Here is a 22898-nt window from a genome sequence, read left to right as displayed (position 1 = left end):
GGCTCTTCCTCAGATGGTATGCATGGCATGGAAGATTTCTTCATTCATCAGATGAATCTTCAATCCCTGTGCATCTCCCTTTGCCTCAATGTCACTGACAAGCTCGTCAAATCTGCCTTCCTGATCAGATGGCACTTCCACCGTCATGATCATCGTAAACAGATCCTGCAGCACCTTCTGGGTCACATCGGTGATGTTGATCTCACGTTCCGCGCAGTACTGCGCTACAAAAGCCAGAATACCGGGATGGTCCTTCCCAACTACTGAAATGACAGCTCTCATCTTGTCCTCCTGTTATTTATTTGCTTTCTGCCACCAGATCATCCAGTGTCAGTCCACAGTAATACAGTTCCATTTCAAGCCACTGCTTGACCTGTTTCATCGTATCAACGGTAGAATCCTTGCAGTCACTGGACTGTGTATTGTCCGTAAAGTTTGCCGTGCAGGCACCCATCGTTTCCGTATCACTTTCCCAGTTGTAGATGTAATGAATGGTACGGTTGGAATATTCAAAGATATGCTGATCAAAGTCGATCATATAGCTCTCATTGCCATTATTGAAGGTAGACGTGTATTTACTGCCATCGGCGGTATAGTTCAGTCTGCCGACCAGCCGTTTTTGGAAAGTAGCCGTTACCGTGCTTTCCGCACTGTCGTCATCATCACTTAAGGTCTGGATGCTGTCAGTATCAATGTTCTGATAAGACACATACTGTGCTTCTTCCGACTTCTTATCATCACTGATGGAAACAGAGGTGGTGCCAATCTGGGTATAGGTTACCTGTGACTTGTACAGCGTATCTACTTCCTGGCCGGATAATGTGACAACCGTATCAAACTGCACAGTCTCACCGGTGAAATGGCCATCCGAATCAAAGGTATCAGTAATCGTACCGTCCTTGACTTCCAGCCCGTCATACTGATTCAGGCCATACTGGTCATAGCGCTGTTCAAACAGGGAAGACAAAGAATCCTGGGTAATGGTAATGGTATAACTCACATTGCCATTCTCATCCGTTGTACCGGTGATCTTGTCAATCATGCTTTGGTCAAAGGCAAGCGGATCCAGCGGCACCAGCAGAGAGGTCTTCAGCTTATCTGCATCCATGTCCTCATAGTACGTAATGCCATTGTATGTGTTATACAGGCGGTTCCCATACCAGTCACCCGAGAATGTAGAACGCAGGCCATTGGAATCAATATTCTGGCTGATCGTGGCAGTATCTCCTGCCATCTGCAGCACGCCATCCATATCATAGGCATCCATCGTATCATCCGAGTATGTCATCTGATAGGTATTCGAAACAGCCACTGTGTAATTGTCAACGGACACACGGTTATTCACAGACGACACAAAGCTGTCATAGACATCACCCTTCATAGCCGTTGTTTTCACTTTTGAAGAAGCAGAAGCTGAGGCAGAAGAAACTGCCGCAGAACCAGATGATTTACATCCGGTAAAAATCATCATCAGGCAGATCAATCCTGCCAGCATTTGTCTTTTCATATTCATCCGTAACATTATACACTTTCCCCGGACAGAATCACCGGTATCATCACTTCATCCACCATGGCACCAGCATGCTGGCCATGGAAATGACTTGTTTTTGCCGTAAGACAAAGCGGTGTCCGGGCAATGGCAAGATAGTCTCCGATAAATTCAGACAGACGGGGATGGGGAATACCAGGCCCGAAAATTTCCCGGGAAAGTATTTCATCTTTCGACAGAAGCAGGAACTTATCGCCAAAGCGTTCATGAAACAGGTGCACAAACGCATCCTCCAGTCCTGGCTTGAGATAGAAGGCACATGCCCGTGCTTCCAGGGCTGGCATATGGCGGAACATGGCCATCAGTTCCTCATCTTTCTGCAATTCATAGATCGTGCAGTCAACCTGGCCATGGTCGGCAAGCACAAGCACACCGGTATCCTCATCCACCATCTTTTCGAGCATAAGAATATCCTCATTGATCATGGCAAGCTGCCGGTGTGTATCAGGGTGGGAAGGCCCATGTTCATGGAGCCAGGAATCAAAGCCATCCCAATAGACATAGAGAAAGCGAAGATCCGGCTGATGAGACAGTTTTGCGGCAAGCTGGCACTGCTCATGGAGGGAAGCACATGGGTTATGGCCGAAGGAAGGCCAGATGGAATCACAGGGAATGTTCTTCTCTTTCAGCCTGTCCAGAATGGTTGTGACGGGCAGTGTCTTCTGTACAAAACCGTGATATTTTCGGGATGAATATTGTGATTTATCCAGAAACAGAATGACATTATCATCCAGTTCTCTGAAGTACTGGTTCCAGCCAAGCCAGCCGTTTTCAGCTGGGCTTTTCCCGGTCAGCAGTGATGTCGTGGCAGCACTTGTGGTTGGCGGAAAGACGGTCATGCATTCCTTCTTCATCTGTTTTGTAATGGCCAGATCACTGCCATATTTCTGCAGAATGCGTGATCCCATGCCATCCACTAGAACGACAATGACGCATCGGAACGCATGAGATGTCAGCCAGGCAGAAACATCCTTGTCCTGTTCGTATTCACATGACAGCCCATAGTAATGAAACAGGGCACTGGAGATCTGTAATAATCCTGTCTTGTAATCGGTGATGTATTCTTCCATGGCCAAAGTGTAGCACAAAAAGAAAAAGACCTGTGCAGAGGCACAGATCTTGATGTAAATACTCAGATCAGTTCGATATAAGCCATCGGAGCAGCGTCGCCCTTGCGTGTGCCAGTCTTGACAACACGTGTATAGCCTCCCTTGCGGTCAGCATACTTCGGAGCTACCTCATCAAACAGCTTCTGCAGGACAGTCTTGCCTGTCTCTTCATCTGCGACAACGTCACGGATATAGGAAGCAGCTTTTCTGCGGGCTGCCAGATCACCCTTCTTGCCGAGTGTGATCAGCTCATCAACAACAGAACGCAGATCCTTTGCCTTGGCTTCAGTTGTTTCGACCTTACCATACAGGATCACGGAAGTTGCGAGATTTCTGAGCATAGCCTTGCGGTGATCCGCATTGCGGCCAAACTTACGATTCCACATTGTAAATTCCTCCTATCAGTCAAAGGACTTGAAGCCAAGACCGAGCTCAGCCAGTTTATCCTTAACCTCTTTCAAAGATTTCTTGCCGAGGTTGCGGACTCTCATCATTTCATCCTCGGTCTTCTGTGTCAGCTCATCCACGGTCTGGATACCGGCACGCTTCAGGCAGTTGTAGGAACGGACAGACAGATCCAGATCTTCGATCATCATCTGCTGACCCTTGCTCGGCGACTCCTGGCCGCCTTCCTTGACAACATCTTCCATGGAGATGACATCTTCATTGATGCCAGCGATCAGATCCAGATGATCGATCAGGATCTTGGCAGCCATGGCAAGTGCCTTCTGCGGATTGATTGAGCCATCGGTTGTGATTTCCATGGTCAGAGCATCATATTTAACATCCTGACCAACACGGGCCGGATCAACGGAGTAGGCAACCTTCTCAATTGGTGTATAAATGGAGTCTGTATAGACAGTTCCAATACCCTGAGAAGAACCGACATTGAGCTGCTTGTTGATGTCGGCACTCACATAGCCTCTTCCATTCTTGGCCTTCAGTTCCATCTCAAGGCTTGTGCCAGCTTCCAGATGGGCAATGACAAGGTCCTTGTTAAGAATCTCAACCTGTGCCGGGCAGATGATATCACCTGCTGTCACAGTGCACGGTCCCTTGGCAGAGATCTGCAGTGTATAAACCTCATCATCTTCAATCTTCATGATCAGCTGCTTCAGCTGCAGAATGATCATGGATACATCTTCTCTGACACCAGGGATGGTTGTGAACTCGTGGTACACACCATCAACCTTGATTGAGAATACCGCAGCTCCCGGCAGGGAGGACAGCAGAACTCTGCGAAGTGCGTTTCCGATCGTCGTACCAAATCCTCTCTCCAGCGGAGAAAGAACAAATTTTCCGTAATTCTCGGATTCAACGTATTCCTGTACTTCAAAATCGGCGCGTTCAAACTTTTGCATGCAACATCCTCCTCTTTCAGCTCATTAACCGCGGGGTCTCTTCGGCGGACGGCAGCCATTATGCGGGATCGGAGTTACATCATTAATTGCTGTAATCTCCAGACCAGCCGTCTGCAGGGAACGAACCGCAGCCTCACGTCCGGGACCCGGTCCCTTGACGTTGACCTCAACCGTCTTCATGCCCTGCTGTACAGCAGCCTTGCCGGCAGCCTCAGCACACAGCTGAGCAACATACGGTGTAGACTTACGGGAACCCTTATAACCCAGTGCTCCGGCAGAGCTCCAGGAAATGACATTACCTGCCTCATCCGCAATGGTAACGATTGTATTGTTGAATGTTGAATGAATGTGAGCGACACCCTTCGCCACATTTCTGCGGATCTTCTTCTTGCGAGTCTTGGCCGCAGTGTTATTCTTCTTTGTTGGCATCCTAATGTCCTCCTATTACTTCTTCTTATTCGCAACCGTACGGCGCGGTCCTTTGCGGGTACGCGCATTGGTGCGGGTTCTCTGCCCTCTGACCGGCAGACTTCTTCTGTGGCGCAGACCTCTGTAAGAGCCGATTTCCATCAGTCTCTTGATATCAAGAGCAGTCTGACGGCGCAGATCGCCCTCGGTCTTAATGCCGTCAATCTGCTGACGAATTGCAGTCTCCTGCGCTTCTGTCAGATCCTTGACGCGGATGGTTTCATCAACACCGGCAGCAGCCAGGATCTTCTTTGCAGTTGTCGGGCCAATGCCATAAATATAGGTAAGAGATGTTCCGACCTGTTTGTTGTTCGGAATATCTACACCAGCAAAACGTGCCATATTCTATTCTTCCTCCAAATTAACCCTGTCTCTGCTTGTGCTTCGGGTTCTCACAGATTACCATCACAACGCCCTTGCGCTTGATGACTCTGCACTTGTCGCAAATTGGTTTTACGCTAGGTCTTACTTTCATTTTACAAACCTCCTGGTCCAGACATTATTTATGTCTGTATGTGATACGCCCACGTGTTAAATCATACGGTGAAATTTCGACAGTGACCCGATCGCCTGGTAAAATGCGAATGTAATTCATACGGATTTTACCAGCAACGTGAGCACGGATCTCGTGTCCGTTCTGGAGTTTCACCTTGAAGTTGGCATTAGGAAGTGTGTCAGTTACAACACCTTCGATTTCAATGACATCCTGTTTCGACATGTACTCTCTCTTTCTTACGCAATAAACAGAATCAGGGCGCGGACCACCTGTCGATCCGCCCCGATTCCCATTTAAGCAATCTTTCCTAAGGCCTCTTTGATGGCACCGAACACCGCTTCAGGCTTACCGGACGCATCCAGATGCGTCACCAGCCCTTTGCTTTCATAGAAGTCGATGACCGGCTTTGTGCTCTTCTCATATTCTTCCATCCGCTTGGTCAGCTTCTCGACTGTATCGTCGCTGCGCTGCACAAGCTTCTCACCGCAGTTGTCGCATACACCTTCAACCTTCGGCGGGAAATTATGAATATGATACGTAGCACCGCACTTCGGACAGATTCTTCTTCCAGTGATTCTGTCCTTGAGCACCTCAAAGTCTACCTCAAGACCAAGCACACGTTCAACCGGTTTGCCGATCTTTGCTGCAATTCTTTCAAATTCTTTTGCCTGAACCAGTGTACGAGGATAGCCATCCAGGAGATATCCCTTCTGGCAGTCCGGCTCCTGGAGCCGTTCTTCCACCATCGCATTGATGACTTCATCCGGTACAAGCTTGCCGGCATCCATATATGCCTTGGCCTTGTTGCCAAGATCTGTGTGATTGGCAACATTGGCTCTCAGCATATCACCTGTAGAAATATGCGGAATGTCATATTCCTTCAGGATCAGATCCGACATCGTACCCTTGCCTGCTCCGGCAGGTCCCATAATCAGAACGTTCATTTTCTTCTCCCCTTAATTCAGGAAGCCATGATATGACTTCTGCGTCAATTGACCCTTGATCTGCTTCATCGTCTCCATAGCAACGCCGACGACGATGATGATACCTGTGCCGCCAATGGCACTGGATGTCGGAATGCTTGTGAACATCGGCAGCAGATACGGAACAACAGCTACCAGTGTCAGCGCCAGGGCGCCAAGCACAGTGATACGGTTGAGCACCTTATGCAGGTACTGTTTTGTATCATTGCCCGGACGGATACCTGGAATATATGCATCCGACTTGCGCAGGTTGTCAGCGACATTGTCCGGATCAACCTGCAGGTCAGTGTAGAAGAAGGTAAACAGAATTGTCAGAACAGCGTAGAGGCAGAGTCCAAACGGCTTGCTCAGACTCAGATAATTCTGCAGTTTCTGATACAGATCAGCATTGAAGAAGCTGATGACAATCTGCGGTGCTGTCATGATCGAAGAGGCAAAGATGACCGGAATCACCGATGCACTGTTGATCTTCAGCGGCAGATATGTCACATCATTGCGGGCACTTCTGCCCGTGGAGATGCTGTTTGTGTACTGAATCGGAATCTTTCTGACTGCTGTCTCCATGATGACCACGAAGATAACAATCGCAAGATATACGAGGCAGTACAGAGCAAACTGCAGCACGCCATTGAATACTTCGCTGTTTGTATTTCCACCGGCCAGAATGCTGTAAACCTGGGCAAACTGGGTCGGCATGTTGGAAACAATGCCGGCGAAGATGATGATGGAAATACCGTTGCCGATACCTTTCATACTGATACGGTCACCGAGCCAGACCAGGAACATGCTGCCCGCGGTAAGGATGGTAGCTGTATACAGATAAGTGGAAAGGGCACTGTTTTCCAGTACGGAATACTGCTTGTCAAAACCATAGACAAGGGAGTAGGCCTGCACGAAGGCAAGAACGACACCAAGATATCTTGTTGTCTGTTCCAGCTTCTGGCGGCCTGTCTGTCCTGACTTTGCCCATTCGGTCAAAGCCGGGATGACATCCATACTGAGCAATTGCACGATGATGCTGGCGGTAATGTATGGAGTAACGCCCATTGCAAAGATGGACAGTTTCTCCAGGGCACCGCCGCCCAGCAGGTTCATCATGTTAAGAATTGAGTTGTCAGAAATCTGTTTAGCGAGTGCGGTGGAATCCACACCTGGAACAGGAATGGATGAACCGATGCGATAGATCAGCAGCAGTGCCAGAGTAAAGAATATCTTCTTGCGGATCTCCTTGTTCTTAAACATGCTGGCGAACGTATGCATCATGATCAGAGCACCTCTGCTTTTCCGCCTGCTTCTTCAATTGCTTTCTGAGCAGTCTTAGAGAACTTCTCAGCTTTTACGGTAAGCTTCTTCTCGAGCTTGCCATTGCCGAGCACCTTGACACCATCAAGATGCTTCTTTACAAGGCCGGCTGCCTTGAGGGCTTCATAATCAACCGTAACGCCGTCCTCAAACTTGTTGAGAGCTTCAACGTTAACTGTTGCATACTCCTTGCGGGTATAGTTGGTGAAGCCTCTCTTCGGCATTCTCTTGAAGTACGGTGTCTGGCCGCCTTCAAAACCGATGGCAACACCGCCGCCGCTTCTGGAGTTCTGACCCTTCTGGCCCTTGCCAGATGTCTTGCCAAGACCTGAACCCAGGCCTCTGCCAATTCTCTTTCTGGTAAAGCGGGCACCGTCCGTTGCTTTCATTTCATTGAGTTTCATCGGGTTTCCCTCCTTATCGAATCTCAGCGACTTTCTTGTCGCGCAGCTTGGCAACTTCTTCAACTGTCCGCATCTGCTGCAGAGCATTCAAAGTTGCATAGACAACATTGACACTGGTGCGGGATCCATGAACCTTGGACAGGACATCGGAAACACCAGCCAGCTCCAGAATGGAGCGTACTGCACCACCGGCAATAACACCAGTACCAGGAGCAGCCGGAAGCAGGATGACGGAAGCGGCACCATGCTTGCCAATGCTTGTATGAGGAACAGTTCTGTTGTCGTCTACCAGATTGACTCTGAAGACATTCTTGACAGCAGCCTCATTTGCCTTCTTGATGGCATCCGGAACTTCGGCGGCCTTGCCCATACCGAAGCCGATTCTGCCTTTCTTGTCACCGACAACAACCAGTGCAGCGAAACGCATTCTGCGTCCACCCTTGACGGTCTTGCTTACACGGTTGATGGAGACTACGACATCTTCGAACTCTTTCGGTTCCTGACGTCTTCTGAACTGTCTGCGTCCATTGTTGTTATCACGGCGGCCCCTCTCAGGACGTGCTGTAGCAGCTTCTGCTGCTGCCGGACGCTGCTCTGTTGTATTTTCAGTTGGCATTGTCTTCTCCTCTCCTTAGAACTTCAGGCCAGCCTCTCTGGCTGCATCTGCCAGAGCCTGGACTCTTCCGTGATATACATAACCGCCACGGTCAAAACGGACGGACTCAATGCCGGCAGCCTTGCACTTTTCAGCAATAGCAGCGCCGACTTTCTTGGCAGCCTCAATGTTGCCGCCATTTTCAAGCTTGAGATCCAGGGAACTCACTGCACACAGGGTGTTGCCCTTGGTGTCATCAATGACCTGTGCATAGATGTTTGTGTTGGAACGGAATACGTTCAGTCTCGGGCAGTCGGGAGTTCCGCTGACTACTCTGCGCACACGCTTATGACGGCGGATACGCTCTTCATTCTTCTTTGTCTTATTCAGCATTTTGCTCTCTCCTTCCCATTACTTCTTGGCTGCAGCAGTCTTACCTTCCTTGCGGCGGACATGCTCGTCAACATAGCGGATACCCTTTCCGCCATAAGGTTCAGGCTTCTTGGTTGCTCTGACCTCAGCTGCAAACTGACCGACTTCCTGCTTGTCGATACCAGCAACAACGATTGTGTTGGCATCCGGGCAGGTAACTGTCAGATTGGACGGTACTGTGAAGTCTACAGGATGGGAGAAGCCGACATTCAGAGTCAGCTTGTTGCCAGCCAGGGCTGCACGGTAACCAATACCGACAACCTTCATGGTCTTGGAGAAGCCCTTCTCAACACCCTCGATCATGGAAGCAAGCAGTGCGCGGGTTGTGCCATGCAGCTGCTTTGTTGTTTTCTCGTCGTTAGGACGCTTGACGGTAAGAACACCGTCGTTCTGCTCAATTGTCATGAGCGGCGAAAATGTTCTTGTCAAAGTTCCCTTAGGGCCCTTAACAGTCACCTCATTGCCGTCATTCACTGTGATCTCACAATTGGACGGAATGGTAATCGCCTTGTTTCCGATACGTGACATGAATTTATCCTTTCTTATTTATTACCATACGTAGGCAACGACTTCGCCGCCAACGTGAAGCTTGCGTGCTTCCTTGTCTGTCATCATTCCATTGGATGTGGAGATGATGGCAATGCCAAGTCCATTCAGTACCTTCGGTACTTCTTCGCCCTTGGCATAAACCCTCAGGCCCGGCTTGGAAATTCTCTTGATGCCGCTGATGACGCTGGCACCATTTGCATACTTCAGGGTAACAACGAGCTTTTTCTCGATGCCTTCACCCTGTGTAGAGTAGTTAGCGATGTAGCCCTCAGACTTCAGGATACGGGCAATCTCTGCCTTGACCCTGGAGTATGGTGCAACATCCACTGTATCCAGATGTGCACTGGCTCCATTGCGGATTCTTGTCAGCATATCTGCAATCGGATCTGTCATATTCATGATGGGCTGCCTCCTTACCAACTAGCCTTCTTAACTCCAGGAATCTCACCCTTGTAAGCGAGCTCTCTGAAGCAGATACGGCATACTTTATACTTTCTTAAAACGGAATGCGGACGTCCGCATCTCTCGCAGCGCGTATACGCGCGTGTGGAGAACTTGGCAGGACGTGCCTGTCTTACCTTCTGTGATGTCTTTGCCATTGTTCTCCTCCTTATTACTTGGCAAACGGCATGCCGAGTTCACTCAGCAGCTGATATGCTTCTTTGTTTGTCTTGGCGGATGTGACAATGACAACATCCAGACCTCTGACCTTGTTGACCTTGTCGAAGTTGATTTCCGGGAAGATCAGCTGTTCCTTGACACCCAGCGTATAGTTGCCGCGGCCATCAAAGGCTGTACCACTGACACCATGGAAATCTCTGACACGCGGCAGATCGATATTGAAGAGCTTATCGAGGAACTCATACATTCTCTCACCGCGCAGTGTCACCTTGCAGCCAATGCTCATGCCCTCACGTAGCTTGAAGTTAGCGATGGACTTCTTTGCCTTTGTGACGACCGGCTTCTGACCGGAAATCATGGTCATTTCCTCAACTGCCTCTTCCAGCAGCTTCGGATTGGCAATGGCATCGCCAACACCCATGTTGAGAACGACCTTCTCAAGCTTCGGGCATTCCATGACGGACTTGTAATTGAATTCCTTCATCAAAGAAGGCTTTACTGTCTCGTTATATTTCTGTTCCAGACGGTTCATTACTTCTTAGCCTCCTTCACTTCATTGCCGGACTTCTTGAAGTATCTTGTCTTTGTGCCGTCCTCAGCAACCTTCCAACCTACACGGCTGGCAGCCTTGGCCTTCTTGTCATACAGCATGACATTGGAAGCATCAATCTTGGCTTCCTTCTCTACGACACCACCCTCGGGGTTAGCCTGAGAGGGCTTCAGAGACTTCTTGACCATGTTGACACCTTCAACAATGACCTTGTTCTCCTTCGGGAACACTGCCTTGACAGTAGAAACTGTTCCCTTGTAGTGTCCGCTGATTACCTTGACCTCATCACCTGTCTTGATTTTCATCTCGGGCTCCTCCTTATAATACTTCCGGTGCCAGGGAGACGATCTTCATGAAACCGGCGTCACGGATCTCACGTGCGACCGGGCCAAAGATACGTGTACCTGCCGGTGTATTGTCGTCCTTGATAATGACTGCTGCATTATCATCGAACTTGATGTAGCTGCCATTCTCACGTCTGATACCATAAACGGTACGAACGATGACAGCCTTGACTACCTGACCATCCTTGACTGTGCCATTCGGAGCAGCGCTCTTAACAGCACAAACAACGATATCGCCGATGTTTGCTCTCTTACGGCGGGATCCGCCCATGCATCTGATGACCAGAAGCTCTCTGGCACCGGTATTATCGGCAACATGCAATCTGCTTTCATTCTGAATCATTGCTTTCTACCTCCTGTGCTTAAAGAACAACTGCTTTTTCAACAACCTTCACCAGTCTGAAATGCTTGTCCTTGGACAGCGGACGTGTTTCCATCACTTCCACTACATCTCCAACATGAGCTTCGTTGTTTTCATCATGAACCTTGAACTTCGTTGTGAACTTTACGTGTCTGCCGTATAAAGGATGGCGCTTCGTGGTATTGATCTCGACAACGATTGTCTTATCCATCTTGTCGGAGACAACCGTACCGCGCAGAACCTTACGTGCGTTTCTCTCTTCTGCCATGTCTGCTTCCTCCCTTATTTGTTCTCCGCATTCTCACGTTCTGTCAGAACTGTCTTAATGCGGGCAATTGTCTTTCTGATATCCTTGATCCGGGCCGGATTCTCAATGGTTCCGGTAGCCTGAGCAAAGCGCAGGTTGTAGAGCTCTTCCTTGAGCGAAACAACTTCCTGAGAAAGTTCCTCGTTGCTCAGATCTCTGATTTCCTTGACATTCATCTCAGCGTCCCTCCTGGCCCTTCTTCACAAAGCGTGTCTTTACGCACAGTTTGTTAGCGGCAAGACGAAGCGCCTCTCTGGCAGTAGCTTCATCAACATCACCGACTTCAAACAGAATTCTGCCCTTCTGGACAACTGCGACCCAGTGATCAGGAGCACCCTTACCAGATCCCATACGTACTTCCAGAGGCTTCTTGGTTTTCGCCAGCTGCGGGAAAACCTTGATCCAGACTTTACCGCCACGATTCATATAACGTGTCATGGCAACACGGGCAGCCTCAAGCTGCGCACTGGAGACATAAGCTCCCTCGTCTGCTACCAGACCATACTCACCGAAGGCAAGCTTTGTGCCGCCCTTGGCGTGGCCTTCATAAGACAGACGGTGGGGTCTTCTCCACTTGACTCTCTTAGGCATTAACATTAGTCGTTACCTCCCTGGGCACCTGCCCCAGCAGCCGGTGCAGCAGCCTTGGCATCTCTGCCAGCAGCCGGACGGCGGTTATTGAAACGGCGGTTGTTATTGTTTCTTCTGCCGTTTCTGCGGTCTCTCGGGTTGCGGGCCGGTGCTTCCGGCTCCTTGACCATTTCTCCCGGCAGAACTTCACCACGGCAGATCCAGACCTTTACGCCCAGCTTGCCATATGTGGTGTGAGCTTCCTCACAGGCATAGTCAATATCAGAACGCAGTGTATGCAGCGGAACAACACCCTTTGCATAGCCTTCCTGACGGGCAATTTCAGCACCGCCCAGTCTGCCCTTGCACAGTGTCTTGATACCCTTGGCACCAGCACGCATTGTGGACTGAATTGCCTTCTTCTGTGTAATACGGAAAGACTGTCTGTTTTCCAGCTGTTCGCAGATCTTGCGGGCAACCAGACGTGCATCCAGATCCGGGTTAGCAACAGCAACCACATCGATCTTCAGTGCCTTGTCACCAACAATCTTCTTCAGACCAGCCTTAGTCTTTTCCATCTTCTCAGCCTTGCCGTCCTCGCTCTTGCCAACAATAGCACCCGGACGTGCACAGCGGATGATCACACGGACATTCTTCTTGCCTGTGCGCTCAATCTCAATGTGCGAAATATAGGCATCTTTCAGATTCTTCTCAAGATAATTACGAATCTTGACATCTTCGTTCAGAAGATCGCCGTACTCTGCTTTATCGGCATACCATCTGGACTCCCAGTCGCGAATGACGCCGACACGCAGGCCGATCGGGTTTACTTTCTGTCCCATACTCTTGATCTTCCTCCCTTATCTCTCATCGGAAACCACAACTGTAATGTGGCTCGTTCTCTTCAGAATCTGTGCGGCATTGCCCTTGGCACGCGGCATGAATCTCTTCATGACGATGCCTTCATCGGCATAGCACTGCTTGACATACAGTGCATCAGCGTTCAGCTGATGATTGTGTGTTGCATTGGCAGCAGCGCTCTTTACTACCTTGTATACCTCATGAGCCGCGTTGTTCGGTGTGAACTGCAGAATGGCGAGGGCTTCCTCAACACTCTTGCCGCGGATCATATCCAGAGCCAGTCTGGCCTTGCGCGGAGTGACGCGAACTGTCTTAGCTGTTGATCTTACATCCATGTCCGATATCCTCCCTTACGCAGCCTTGTCGGAACCATGTCCGCCAAACTTTCTGGTCGGAACAAACTCACCGAGCTTATGGCCGACCATATCTTCTGTCACATAGACCGGAACATGTTCCTTGCCGTTGTACACAGCGAATGTATGTTCCACGAAACTCGGGAAAATCGTTGAACGGCGGGACCATGTCTTAATGACTTCATGCTTGTTGGCCTTGTTCTGTTCCTCGACCTTCTTCAGAAGGTAAGCATCACAGAAAGGACCCTTTTTAATGCTTCTTGACATCTCTTATTCTCCTTTCAGCTTATTTCCCATTGCGTCTTCTGACGATCAAGGCATTGCTCTTCTTCTTCGGCTGACGTGTCTTCACGCCCATAGCCTTCTTGCCCCAAGGTGTCATCGGGGACTTACGGCCAACCGGAGCCTTACCTTCACCACCACCATGCGGGTGATCAACTGGGTTCATGGCAGAACCACGAACGGTAGGACGAATACCTCTCCATCTGTTACGGCCGGCCTTGCCAAGATTGACAAGGTTCCAGTCTCCATTGCCAACAGTACCGATCGTAGCACGGCAGTTGGAATGAACCTTTCTGACCTCACCGGACATCAGACGCAGTGTGCAGAAGTTTCCTTCAAAGCCCAGAATCTGAGCATAGGAACCTGCAGCTCTTGCCATCTGGCCGCCCTTGCCGGCAACCAGCTCAACGTTATGAACAATGGTACCTTCAGGGATGTTTCTCAGCTCCAGGGCATTGCCCGGCTTGATATCCACAGCCACACCGGACACAACTGTGTCACCGACATTCAGTTCAGCCGGGCACAGAATGTATCTCTTCTCACCGTCTGCATAATGCAGCAGAGCGATGTTAGCTGTACGGTTCGGATCGTACTCAATGCCGGCAACCTTAGCCGGAACATTATCCTTGTTTCTTCTGAAATCTACCAGTCTGTACTTCTGCTTCACACCACCGCCCTGATGACGTGTCGTGATGCGGCCATTGTTGTTTCTGCCTCCCTTGGAGTGCTTCGGTGCCAACAGACTCTTTTCTGGTTCGTGCTTTGTGATTCTGCCACGATTGTCCAGCGAAGACATATTTCTGCGGCCGTTGCTGGTAGGCTTATATTTAATAATTGCCATTTTCTTCTTTCCTTTCGCAGTTTATCCGGAGATAGCGTGTTCCTCCGATAGTTTGATATCCTCAGTCCTCAGAATGATAGATATCGATTGTCTGTCCCTCAGGCAGCTTAACCATTGCCTTCTTGACAGCTCTGACCTTGCCGGAATAACGGCCGACTCTTCTGACCTTCGGCTTGGTGTTGACGATGTTTACCGCAACCGGCTTGATGTGGTAGATCTCCTGCACAGCCTGAGCAACAGCGGACTTGTTTGTGTCACGGGCAACTTCGAACTCAACCCAGTTGCCTTCAGCCTGCATCTTTGTTGCCTTCTCGGTAACGATCGGTCTGACGATAATATCACGTGCGCTCATTCTGCGAATACCTCCCCTGCCTTGGCAGCAGCAGCTTCCGTAAACACAATCCGATCCGCATTGGCGATGTCATAGACATTCAGCATCGGTACGGTAACCAGAGTTGCATTCGGAATGTTTCTCATTGAAACATATGCATTGTCGAAGTCCTCAGCAGCGTCTGCAACGAACAGTGTCTTTCTGTCAAACTTGAATGCATTCATCAGCGCAACAGCCTTCTTTGTCTTGATCTCATCAAAGTTGAGATTCTCAACAACTGTCAGGCTGTTGTCTGCCAGCTTCTCACTCAGTGCAGAGCGGTAAGCCAGTCTTCTCACCTTGCGGTTCATCTTGAGATTGTACTTTCTCGGATGAGGTCCGAAGGCAATTGCGCCATGTCTCCACTGGGTAGCACGTGTGGAACCCTGACGGGCACGGCCTGTACCCTTCTGCTTGAACGGCTTCTTGCCAGTTCCGGAAACATAAGCTCTTGTCAGTGTGGAATGTGTGCCCTGTCTCAAACCTGCAAGGTAGACAAGGACAGCGTCATAGATGGCCTGCTGATTCGGCTCAATGCCAAACACAGCATCATTCAGTTCAACCTGCTTTACAACTGCAGCTTCCTGATTGTATACGTCAATCTGTGCCATTGTTGTTCCTCCTTACTTCTTTCCCTTGCGGGCAGCGCTTGCAGCAGCCTTCTTAGCAGCCTCAGCAGCTTCGATGGCCTTCTCTTCCTCAGCCAGCTCCGCATTGATCGTGTTCTCAACCTTGTTGAGCTCTTCCTCAACAGAACCGCCCTCATAAGAGATCAGCTCAGGAACCTTGACTTCCTTGACCGGCTTAACGGTTGTGTGGATCAGCACCAGACCACGCTTCGGTCCTGGTACATTGCCCTTGACGAGGATATAGCCCTCATCTGCATCAGCCTTGATCACAGTCAGGTTCTGATTGGTTGTTGTGTAGCAGCCCTCATGGCCAGGCATCACAGTGCCCTTGTTTACGACACCATTGTTACGGCCGTTGGTAGCCAGTGAACCAATGTGTCTGTGATGGCCGGAACCATGGCTCATCGGTCCTCTGGACGCATTGTTTCTCACAATTGTGCCCATGAAGCCATGTCCCTTGGAAACACCCTGGACATCAACCACATCGCCAGTCTTGAACAGATCAGCCTTCACCTCAGCGCCAACCTCAAGATTCATCATCTCATCAGCTCTGACTTCTCTGATGTAATGCTTCGGCGCTGTATTGGCCTTCTTGGCATGTCCGATTGCCGGCTTGTTGGAACGATGCTCTTTCACATCCTCATAGCCCAGCTGAACAGCCTCATAGCCATCGTTTTCCTTTGTCTTCTTCTGCAGTACAACATTCGGCTTCACATCGATGACAGTCACAGGAATCAGTGTTCCATCGATGGTGAAGACCTGAGTCATACCCAGCTTTCTTCCTAAGATACCCTTCATGTTCTATACCTGGTTCCTTTCTTTAAAGCTTGATTTCAATGTCCACACCAGACGGCAGATCCAGTCTGCTCAGTGCATCGATGGTCTCAGCACTCGGGCCGATGATCTCAATCAGTCTCTTGTGTGTGCGGATTTCAAACTGTTCACGGGAATCCTTGTACTTGTGAACAGCACGCAGGATCGTAACGACCTCACGCTCCGTCGGCAGCGGAACAGGTCCGACGATCTTCTTAGCGCCGTGTCCGTTGGCAGTTGTGACGATCTTCTCGGCAGCTGCATCCAGACTTCTGTTCTCGTAAGCCTTCAGACGAATTCTTACAGAATTTTTTGCCATGAATTTTTCCTCCTTGTATTCACTCCCGTTTACGGGATCGCTCCATGAGAGTTCCCCGGTTATCACTCCATGTCCACGGACATTGGCGTGCCGGCAATCTCCCATATCTACGCGAGTGCCATGCTATAGTATCACCTCATCTGCCCCAAGACAAGCGTTTTTCTCCGCTTTTTTGCAAAATCACACAAAAAGAAAAAAGCCCGGAAATCCAGGCATGGAATCGATGCCAGATGACACCTGTGCCAAGATTTTCATTGCTTACATTGGTGCTGCTATATTAATAGGATAGAAGCGCTGGCAAAAAAAGAAAAGGAATGTCCGGCATTCCTTTCACACGTTACTTATCACGGTAATGAGAACCACATTGGACAATAAGCACTCTGTCAGCCTCAATCCGGTAAACAATTCGGTTGGCTTCATCAATCCGCCGGCTCCAGTATGCAGACAAATCTCCCGTCAGTCTTTCCGGTTTTCCAATGCCTTCGTATCCATTCCGGTCAATATCTCTCAGCAGTAATAAGATTCTTCTTAAGGTCTTTCGATCCTGTTTCATCCAGTATTCAAAGTCTTCCCATGCTTCGTCCGTCCAGGCCTTAATCATGTATCTTACTCTACATTATGAATTTTGCCGCCAGTTGATTCCATCTGAGCAATCGACTTACGCAGCCTTGCCATGTTCTCCTCAGAATAGAATGGATCAATAGATACATCAAACGGAAGTCTCTTTTCCCTCGTCATCTTCTTTGCAAGAAGCGTAACCGCAGTCGTCATGGATAAGCCAAGCTCATTGCAGACATTGTCAAAGTCTTTTTTCAGTGTGTCATCCATGCGCACACTAATCGTTGATTGTGACATAAATCAGCACCTCCTTACAATAGCAGTATAGATCACGGCAATGGCATTATCAATACAGTATTCACACATTGTATTTCATCTTACAATACAGGTTTCTAAAACAATGACGCCTTTGCTTACCGTGCAAACCGCACCTGCACATGCGGATTCACCTGGGTTGCCCTGCCAATCGCCAGCAGCACCCGGTAGGCATACCGGTCTGCACAGATCTTATCTGTATTCACCGGTGTCAGAATGAAGCACACATCCTGTTTCCAGTCATTCAGTACATTCTCAAAACGGGCAATGGTGCCGCAGACAACATCAAACCATGTCTCAACACTGGCAGTCAGAGCCCTTTGATCCCGGATATCTTCCAGGCCCAGCACAATCTTCTGCATGTCCTATTTCTGCCCTTTCAGTACCGTATCAAATTCATCTGCTGTCATCGGATGATAAAACAGATAGCCCTGGGCATACTCACAGCCGATCTGCTTCAGAAAGCTGTAATCACTCTGCTTTTCGACACCTTCAGCCAGGGTATGGATGCCAAGCTTTCTGGCAATGACTGCCATGGCATCCATGATATACCGATTGGCGCCATGCCCCTCATCCAGATGCATCAGAAGCTGCTGGTCAAACTTGATCAGGTCAAACGGATACTCACTCATGACATTCAAAGAAGAATAGCCAGAGCCAAAATCATCCATCCACAGGGCATAACCACTTTGATGAATGGCATCGATCTGACTCTTCATTCTCTCCGGTGCCTCGGAAATATCCTGCTCCGTGATCTCAATACAGATCCAGCGATGATCCAGATGGCTTGTATCCACAATCTCATTGATCATATCCACAAGATCAGGGCGGTCAAAGTCCTGACGGGAGAAGTTGACCGACACCGGCACAACCGGCTTTCCTTCATCCAGCCGGCTTTTCAGCATATGGCATACCTGCCTCAGAATTGACAGATCCAGCTTATACAGCAGATGAAAATTGCGCAGCGCCGGAATAAACTGCCCCGGCTGCAATAATCCATCCACCGGATCATTCCATCTTGCCAGGGCCTCGGCATGTGCGATCTTACCGCTGCCCACACCCATGATCGGCTGATAGTAAGGCACAATCCAATGCCGTTCCAGAGCCTGCTCAAAGGTTGTCACAAGCTGATGGGCCAGCATGATCTTTTTCTCTGTATCAGAAGAGTACAGACGGTATGCCACATTCAGATTGGTGCCAATCTGTTTCAAAGCAGTATGGGCATTGTCCAGCACTTCCATGACCGGCATATGCGGCTTTGCCTCACAGATGCCAGCCCGCACACCAAGCGATACCCCTGACACACACTGCTGCACCCGTGCATTGATCTGTCTGAGCGTCTCATCTGTCTTTTCTTTGTGATACGGCGCAATGACAAGAAAGTGATCATCTGTACTGCGGCAGACAAGCCCATCCCCGAAGACATCGCCAAGCGCTCTGCCAACCGCAATCAGCAGCTTGTCACCTTCCTGCAGGCCATACCTGCTGTTATAGGCATGCATGCCATTGACATCAATGTACCAGCATGCGGCACTGCCGCCATCCAGGAAGCACTGTGCCATCTTCTCATTGCCAAAAGCACGCATGAAATTCTCATTGGGCAGACCCGTCAGAATATCCGTATAGAAATAATCTTTCTCATACTTCTCATACTGCTGCACAAGATTCTGGGCAGCAGAAATCGTACAGTCCACATTGTTATACACAAGCAGAGCCATTTCACGGCCATCCGGCGTCTTCTGCCAGCCGCCGATCGTATGTACATAGCGGTAATGCTCATCCGATGCCCATGTCTTCAGGCGGTATACCACATCATAACCGCACTGGTGATGGGCAAACTGACTGCCAATCCTTGCCAGCATGCCGGCATCCTGCGGATGTACAAGCGAAAACATTCCTTCATTCAGCAGCCGCACTAGATCCTCACGTTTGCGCTGACAGAAGTCACACATGCCATCAGAAACACATAAACAGACCACATGATCATACTCATCCAGAGCATAAACCGCCATGGCAATCGGCATCCGCTCATAGATTGTTCTTTCCTCATCATGCAGTCTGTCCATATATATATATCCTCTTATCTCAAACTCAGTTATAGGTCGCGTCTCCCTTGAAGACCGTTCCGCTGTCAGAACCAGAATCCGAATCATCCTTTGCCTGCACCAGACCAGAAGTACTTGTGGCACCATCGGTTGTCTCAAAGAACGTCACATTCATACTGACTGCAACATCACTGCTCTTTGACAAATCCGAATCATCACCGCTGCCTGACATTGACACATCAGCCAGCAGACAGCGATATCTGCATTGGGCAATGGCATCCACCAGGCTTCTGGCATCATTGTAGTTTCCGGTATGGAAACTGATGGATGCCTGGCGGCGGACAATATTATCCGTCACCGTCGGCTCACTCCAGGTAATGGAAACCTGGGAAGCTTTATCAGAAAGGATATTGCCAAGAGCAGAAACCTCATTGGCCAGATTGTTATACACGGCTACTGTACCAACCGAGGCAGATTCATTGCTGTCAAGATAGTTCTGCATCTGTTTCTGCTTGGCTGCCTGACTCTGCAGTACTGTCAGCTGCGTCTGCAGCTCACTTGTATCATACTGTTTTGCCGCATTCTGGAAGCCCTTGAAAGCTACCTCATAATAGAAGATGCCAAGGGCAATCACGAGGCATACCAATAACAGAATCTTCTCACGCAAAGAAAACTTATAGGAAAACATTACTGATTGCCTCCTTCCGTTACAGTACCATAGGTAATCTCAATATCAGCCTGCACAAGATCATTCTTGCTCTGATCCGAACTGGAAGTTGTCGTAACCGTGACATAGCCGTTGCGGGAGTCTGCCTGCAGACGGGTAATGATACCGGACACTGTATCCAGAGTTGTATCATCCGTAAACACAGAAACCTGTGCACCCGAAATCTTGATGCTGGAAATACCCACATACGGCGCCACATCTTCCTGGATCATGTCCAGAATGTCGGTGCGGTTCAATTCCTGTTTCTCATCATCTGTCAGGAAGGAGCCAGCTTTATCATCATAGGCAGCCTTGACAGAATCATAATCACCCAGTGTTTCCTGATACTGCTGCACCTGGGCTGCCATCTGGTTGTAATTGGATTCCAGCTGATTGACCTTATTAAGTGGATTGATCACAAACAGCTTGGTAAACAGGGCCAGAAACAGCAGGAAGATGATAAAGATCACAATGGCATGCCGGTCTGTCTTTGCCTGCTCATCATGGACAAAGTTCATCACTTTCTTCGAAGGATAGTGAACTTTGACCGGATGAATTTCTTTCTTGAGAATACTCTTGTCTGCCATTATGCCGCCTCCCTTGCAATGCCAAAGGAAACAAGCTGATCCTCCAGCTCTTTCGGTGCATTCATATCCATCGCATCCACCGGTACTACCTGCAGGCTGCTCAGACTGTCCGCAATGGAAGCCACCAGCCCTTTGATATGACTGCCGCCGCCATAGACATACAGCTTCTCCAGCGTATTATTCTGATTCTCATAGGTGTAGTAGTTAATAGCACGCATGATTTCCACGGCAATCACATTGTACACATTGGCCAAGGCTTCACTCTCCAGTACCTTATCCTGATCATTGAACAGATATCCATGGGCAACATGCGGATCCACATTCAGCACATCGCCAATCGCACTGACAATAGACGATACACCGGTATCAATGGTACGGGTTGCCTCATAGGTGCCATCCCGGAACAGATCCACTCTGGTAAAGGCATCACCAAGATCCACCAGAGCAACATCACCATGGCCGCATGTATCCGCAAAGGCCCGCAGGACACTGACAAGTGCCATCTGGCGGGGGGCTGCCATAACCAGCTTCATGCCGGCATGATGGAACATCTCCTGGTAGGCTTCAATCTTTTCCTTACTGACCGCACCAGCCATCAGCTCCATCTCACCAGGCTGATCACCCTGTTTTTCATGGGAAGAGATCATGGCATAGTCATACAGATAGTGATCCTTGTTATCCGTAATCACATCATGAAACTCATACGGCAGATTGACAGCTAATTGTTTCTCTGTCATCAAAGGCATGCTCAGCCGGTGCATATACGCATCCGGATCCGGAATCACAACCGCTGCCCTGCGGCAGTGGATGCCATTTTCCTTCATACCCTCACGAAGCAGAGAACCCATTGCCTCATAGGCCGTCAGGGAGTCATTCCTGACTGCATTTTCCGGTGTATCCAGCAGCGCTGTCTGCACAATCTCACCATTGCGCAAAAGACACAGCTTCACGCGCCGGCTGCCAATATCCACACCAAGTATTTCCCGTGCCATATCCACCTCTTTCTACATGCCAAACAGGCCAAGATACCACTGTACAACCCAGGGGCCAGCTAACAGACCAGCCAACGTACCAATCGCAATCGAAGGCCCGAAGGGTATTTTTTCACGTTTCCATACTACCACAAAGATCAAACCTGCTATACACGACAATATCAGGGCAAAAAGGCCAGAACCAAAGCCAAGATAACAGCCAACCACAAAGAACAGTTTGATGTCGCCGCCGCCCATGCTTTCCTTCTTCAGGATGTGATCCATGATCAATGACAATAAGAGTAAAGCGCCGGCAATCACAAGTCCCGCAAGCAACGAACGATAATAGGACAGATGCCCAATCCCGGCCAGTGCCCATACAAGTAAAGAAAACACCAGATAGCCATCCGGGATTTCCTGAATGGCAAGATCCACCAGTGACAATCCCAATAGACAGCACAAGAACGCAAGATCACGGAACAAGATCACATCAATCGTTCCATGTACCAGTACATAGATGACAAACACAATCCCGCTCAACAATTCAATCCATACATACCGTGATGACAGCTTACTGTGACAGTACTGACATCTGCCATGATGCACAAGCCAGCTGAAGATCGGAATCAGATCGGAAGGACCTAACACATGATGACACACATCACAATGGGAGCGTCCCTTCCACCATGGTTCATGGGCCACAATCCGGTCTGCCTGGCATGTCACAAAACTGGCAAAGATCGTGCCAAAGATAAAGGCAAGTACACATACATACACACAAAATCCAGCAGAGAGATAAATGCTCATGAGGAGGCCCTCCCAAGCACCCAGGACAGGTGGATTTCACCATTGCCGGTTTCTACCTGGATGACCATCGTGCCGGGCTTGCCGGTATATGTCACACCATCAATATCCATGGAAGAAGACTGGTTGTAGCCTGCAGGTTTGTCGCCAACGATTTTATTGGCAACCCCGTCAAAGTAGCTGACATATGCAGAGCCGTTCCAGTGAACACAGCTATGATCCGCATTGCCATCCACCGGGCAGTCATCACCATTGCTGGAATTGATACGGGCAACGGAAAGGGCCGTATTGACACGCAGTGAATCATTGCCATGGGCAAGACGCACCTGATACCAGCGGTATCCGCACCATGCCAGGAAGACACCCTCCAGGCAGAGAACCACCACCAGCACCATTTCCAATGCACTCATACGGCCGCTTCTGTTTCTCATTTGTCCCTTCTC

The 22898-nt window shown here is 49.5% G+C and carries 40 protein-coding genes; all 40 read right to left on the bottom strand.

Translation table 11 applies throughout. From position 1 onward, the window contains the following. Positions 1-9: 9 nt before the first annotated feature. A complete protein-coding gene (locus SOI44_RS02385) occupies positions 10-282 on the bottom strand; it encodes an ACT domain-containing protein (protein WP_331347640.1) in 273 nt (90 codons plus the stop codon). 16 nt (positions 283-298) lie between these two features. Further along, positions 299-1507, bottom strand: a complete 1209-nt coding sequence (locus SOI44_RS02380) for a hypothetical protein (RefSeq protein WP_331347639.1) — start codon at positions 1505-1507, stop codon at positions 299-301. 14 nt (positions 1508-1521) lie between these two features. Further along, positions 1522-2619 (bottom strand): alkaline phosphatase family protein, encoded by a 1098-nt coding sequence (locus tag SOI44_RS02375; RefSeq protein ID WP_331347638.1) that lies wholly within the window; start codon positions 2617-2619, stop codon positions 1522-1524. 62 nt (positions 2620-2681) lie between these two features. After that, the gene (gene rplQ / locus SOI44_RS02370) at positions 2682-3044 is read right to left on the bottom strand and encodes a 50S ribosomal protein L17 (RefSeq protein ID WP_331347637.1); all 363 of its coding nucleotides are present in this window, start codon (positions 3042-3044) and stop codon (positions 2682-2684) included. Positions 3045-3059: 15 nt separating this feature from the next. Continuing rightward, the gene (locus SOI44_RS02365) at positions 3060-4019 is read right to left on the bottom strand and encodes a DNA-directed RNA polymerase subunit alpha (RefSeq protein WP_331347636.1); all 960 of its coding nucleotides are present in this window, start codon (positions 4017-4019) and stop codon (positions 3060-3062) included. A gap of 24 nt (positions 4020-4043) precedes the next feature. Next, positions 4044-4448, bottom strand: a complete 405-nt coding sequence (rpsK, locus tag SOI44_RS02360) for a 30S ribosomal protein S11 (protein WP_331347635.1) — start codon at positions 4446-4448, stop codon at positions 4044-4046. A gap of 15 nt (positions 4449-4463) precedes the next feature. Next, positions 4464-4829 carry a 30S ribosomal protein S13 gene (gene rpsM, locus SOI44_RS02355; protein ID WP_108775499.1) on the bottom strand — a complete coding sequence of 122 codons (366 nt, stop codon included), beginning with the start codon at positions 4827-4829 and terminating at the stop codon, positions 4464-4466. Positions 4830-4848: 19 nt separating this feature from the next. Then, the gene (rpmJ, locus tag SOI44_RS02350; RefSeq protein WP_006525027.1) at positions 4849-4962 is read right to left on the bottom strand and encodes a 50S ribosomal protein L36; all 114 of its coding nucleotides are present in this window, start codon (positions 4960-4962) and stop codon (positions 4849-4851) included. A gap of 24 nt (positions 4963-4986) precedes the next feature. After that, positions 4987-5205, bottom strand: a complete 219-nt coding sequence (gene infA, locus SOI44_RS02345; RefSeq protein WP_108775500.1) for a translation initiation factor IF-1 — start codon at positions 5203-5205, stop codon at positions 4987-4989. Between the two features lie 71 nt (positions 5206-5276). Then, a complete protein-coding gene (locus tag SOI44_RS02340; protein WP_331347634.1) occupies positions 5277-5927 on the bottom strand; it encodes an adenylate kinase in 651 nt (216 codons plus the stop codon). Positions 5928-5939: 12 nt separating this feature from the next. Next, positions 5940-7229, bottom strand: coding sequence for a preprotein translocase subunit SecY (gene secY / locus SOI44_RS02335; protein ID WP_331347633.1), 1290 nt, complete (start codon positions 7227-7229; stop codon positions 5940-5942). Between the two features lie 2 nt (positions 7230-7231). Beyond that, a complete protein-coding gene (gene rplO / locus SOI44_RS02330) occupies positions 7232-7672 on the bottom strand; it encodes a 50S ribosomal protein L15 (RefSeq protein WP_108775503.1) in 441 nt (146 codons plus the stop codon). Positions 7673-7685: 13 nt separating this feature from the next. Further along, entirely contained in the window at positions 7686-8288 is a 603-nt protein-coding gene (rpsE, locus tag SOI44_RS02325) for a 30S ribosomal protein S5 (RefSeq protein ID WP_108775504.1), read from the bottom strand. A 15-nt stretch (positions 8289-8303) separates the two neighbouring features. Continuing rightward, positions 8304-8660 (bottom strand): 50S ribosomal protein L18, encoded by a 357-nt coding sequence (rplR, locus tag SOI44_RS02320; RefSeq protein ID WP_108775505.1) that lies wholly within the window; start codon positions 8658-8660, stop codon positions 8304-8306. Between the two features lie 18 nt (positions 8661-8678). Next, on the bottom strand, positions 8679-9227 hold the full coding sequence (gene rplF, locus SOI44_RS02315) for a 50S ribosomal protein L6 (RefSeq protein WP_331347632.1): 549 nt from the start codon (positions 9225-9227) through the stop codon (positions 8679-8681). A gap of 21 nt (positions 9228-9248) precedes the next feature. After that, positions 9249-9647, bottom strand: coding sequence for a 30S ribosomal protein S8 (gene rpsH, locus SOI44_RS02310; RefSeq protein ID WP_331347631.1), 399 nt, complete (start codon positions 9645-9647; stop codon positions 9249-9251). Between the two features lie 14 nt (positions 9648-9661). After that, positions 9662-9847, bottom strand: coding sequence for a type Z 30S ribosomal protein S14 (locus SOI44_RS02305; protein WP_108775508.1), 186 nt, complete (start codon positions 9845-9847; stop codon positions 9662-9664). A 14-nt stretch (positions 9848-9861) separates the two neighbouring features. After that, the gene (rplE, locus tag SOI44_RS02300) at positions 9862-10401 is read right to left on the bottom strand and encodes a 50S ribosomal protein L5 (RefSeq protein WP_108775509.1); all 540 of its coding nucleotides are present in this window, start codon (positions 10399-10401) and stop codon (positions 9862-9864) included. Beyond that, complete coding sequence (gene rplX / locus SOI44_RS02295; protein WP_331347630.1) at positions 10401-10724, bottom strand: 50S ribosomal protein L24; 324 nt, start codon at positions 10722-10724, stop codon at positions 10401-10403. The genes rplE and rplX overlap by 1 nt, the downstream gene beginning before the upstream one ends. A 13-nt stretch (positions 10725-10737) precedes the next feature. Beyond that, positions 10738-11106: a 50S ribosomal protein L14 gene (gene rplN / locus SOI44_RS02290; RefSeq protein WP_108775511.1), complete on the bottom strand. Its 369-nt coding sequence runs from the start codon at positions 11104-11106 to the stop codon at positions 10738-10740. 19 nt (positions 11107-11125) lie between these two features. After that, positions 11126-11392: a 30S ribosomal protein S17 gene (gene rpsQ / locus SOI44_RS02285; protein WP_108775512.1), complete on the bottom strand. Its 267-nt coding sequence runs from the start codon at positions 11390-11392 to the stop codon at positions 11126-11128. Between the two features lie 14 nt (positions 11393-11406). After that, positions 11407-11607, bottom strand: coding sequence for a 50S ribosomal protein L29 (rpmC, locus tag SOI44_RS02280; RefSeq protein WP_108775513.1), 201 nt, complete (start codon positions 11605-11607; stop codon positions 11407-11409). 1 nt (position 11608) lies between these two features. After that, positions 11609-12028, bottom strand: coding sequence for a 50S ribosomal protein L16 (gene rplP, locus SOI44_RS02275; RefSeq protein WP_108775514.1), 420 nt, complete (start codon positions 12026-12028; stop codon positions 11609-11611). Beyond that, on the bottom strand, positions 12028-12843 hold the full coding sequence (rpsC, locus tag SOI44_RS02270) for a 30S ribosomal protein S3 (protein WP_331347629.1): 816 nt from the start codon (positions 12841-12843) through the stop codon (positions 12028-12030). Before rpsC ends, rplP begins: the two co-directional genes overlap by 1 nt. An 18-nt stretch (positions 12844-12861) precedes the next feature. Next, positions 12862-13197 carry a 50S ribosomal protein L22 gene (gene rplV / locus SOI44_RS02265; RefSeq protein WP_108775516.1) on the bottom strand — a complete coding sequence of 112 codons (336 nt, stop codon included), beginning with the start codon at positions 13195-13197 and terminating at the stop codon, positions 12862-12864. A 15-nt stretch (positions 13198-13212) separates the two neighbouring features. Next, positions 13213-13482, bottom strand: a complete 270-nt coding sequence (gene rpsS / locus SOI44_RS02260) for a 30S ribosomal protein S19 (protein ID WP_108775517.1) — start codon at positions 13480-13482, stop codon at positions 13213-13215. Positions 13483-13501: 19 nt separating this feature from the next. Further along, the gene (gene rplB, locus SOI44_RS02255; protein ID WP_331347628.1) at positions 13502-14338 is read right to left on the bottom strand and encodes a 50S ribosomal protein L2; all 837 of its coding nucleotides are present in this window, start codon (positions 14336-14338) and stop codon (positions 13502-13504) included. A 61-nt stretch (positions 14339-14399) separates the two neighbouring features. Further along, positions 14400-14690 (bottom strand): 50S ribosomal protein L23, encoded by a 291-nt coding sequence (rplW, locus tag SOI44_RS02250; RefSeq protein ID WP_331347627.1) that lies wholly within the window; start codon positions 14688-14690, stop codon positions 14400-14402. Beyond that, a complete protein-coding gene (gene rplD / locus SOI44_RS02245; RefSeq protein WP_331347626.1) occupies positions 14687-15319 on the bottom strand; it encodes a 50S ribosomal protein L4 in 633 nt (210 codons plus the stop codon). The genes rplW and rplD overlap by 4 nt, the downstream gene beginning before the upstream one ends. 12 nt (positions 15320-15331) lie before the next feature. Beyond that, on the bottom strand, positions 15332-16135 hold the full coding sequence (gene rplC / locus SOI44_RS02240; protein WP_277653065.1) for a 50S ribosomal protein L3: 804 nt from the start codon (positions 16133-16135) through the stop codon (positions 15332-15334). Between the two features lie 22 nt (positions 16136-16157). Then, entirely contained in the window at positions 16158-16469 is a 312-nt protein-coding gene (gene rpsJ, locus SOI44_RS02235) for a 30S ribosomal protein S10 (RefSeq protein ID WP_331347625.1), read from the bottom strand. 337 nt (positions 16470-16806) lie between these two features. Next, complete coding sequence (locus SOI44_RS02230) at positions 16807-17070, bottom strand: Txe/YoeB family addiction module toxin (RefSeq protein WP_331347624.1); 264 nt, start codon at positions 17068-17070, stop codon at positions 16807-16809. 5 nt (positions 17071-17075) lie between these two features. Next, on the bottom strand, positions 17076-17324 hold the full coding sequence (locus tag SOI44_RS02225; protein WP_331347623.1) for a type II toxin-antitoxin system RelB/DinJ family antitoxin: 249 nt from the start codon (positions 17322-17324) through the stop codon (positions 17076-17078). A 116-nt stretch (positions 17325-17440) separates the two neighbouring features. Further along, complete coding sequence (locus SOI44_RS02220; protein WP_331347622.1) at positions 17441-17704, bottom strand: hypothetical protein; 264 nt, start codon at positions 17702-17704, stop codon at positions 17441-17443. Between the two features lie 3 nt (positions 17705-17707). Then, positions 17708-19408, bottom strand: coding sequence for a GGDEF domain-containing phosphodiesterase (locus SOI44_RS02215; protein WP_331347621.1), 1701 nt, complete (start codon positions 19406-19408; stop codon positions 17708-17710). A 25-nt stretch (positions 19409-19433) separates the two neighbouring features. After that, positions 19434-20075, bottom strand: a complete 642-nt coding sequence (locus tag SOI44_RS02210) for a hypothetical protein (protein ID WP_331347620.1) — start codon at positions 20073-20075, stop codon at positions 19434-19436. Then, positions 20075-20680: a hypothetical protein gene (locus SOI44_RS02205; RefSeq protein WP_331347619.1), complete on the bottom strand. Its 606-nt coding sequence runs from the start codon at positions 20678-20680 to the stop codon at positions 20075-20077. Before SOI44_RS02205 ends, SOI44_RS02210 begins: the two co-directional genes overlap by 1 nt. Then, positions 20680-21672, bottom strand: coding sequence for a pilus assembly protein PilM (gene pilM, locus SOI44_RS02200; protein ID WP_331347618.1), 993 nt, complete (start codon positions 21670-21672; stop codon positions 20680-20682). The genes SOI44_RS02205 and pilM overlap by 1 nt, the downstream gene beginning before the upstream one ends. 12 nt (positions 21673-21684) lie before the next feature. Next, a complete protein-coding gene (locus tag SOI44_RS02195) occupies positions 21685-22458 on the bottom strand; it encodes a prepilin peptidase (RefSeq protein ID WP_331347617.1) in 774 nt (257 codons plus the stop codon). Beyond that, positions 22455-22886, bottom strand: coding sequence for a hypothetical protein (locus SOI44_RS02190; protein ID WP_331347616.1), 432 nt, complete (start codon positions 22884-22886; stop codon positions 22455-22457). Before SOI44_RS02190 ends, SOI44_RS02195 begins: the two co-directional genes overlap by 4 nt. Positions 22887-22898 lie beyond the last annotated feature (12 nt).

The sequence above is a fragment of the Lactimicrobium sp. genome (assembly GCF_036453465.1).
Classification (GTDB): domain Bacteria; phylum Bacillota_I; class Bacilli_A; order Erysipelotrichales; family Erysipelotrichaceae; genus Bulleidia.
This window is presented reverse-complemented; position numbering and strand designations above follow the sequence as displayed.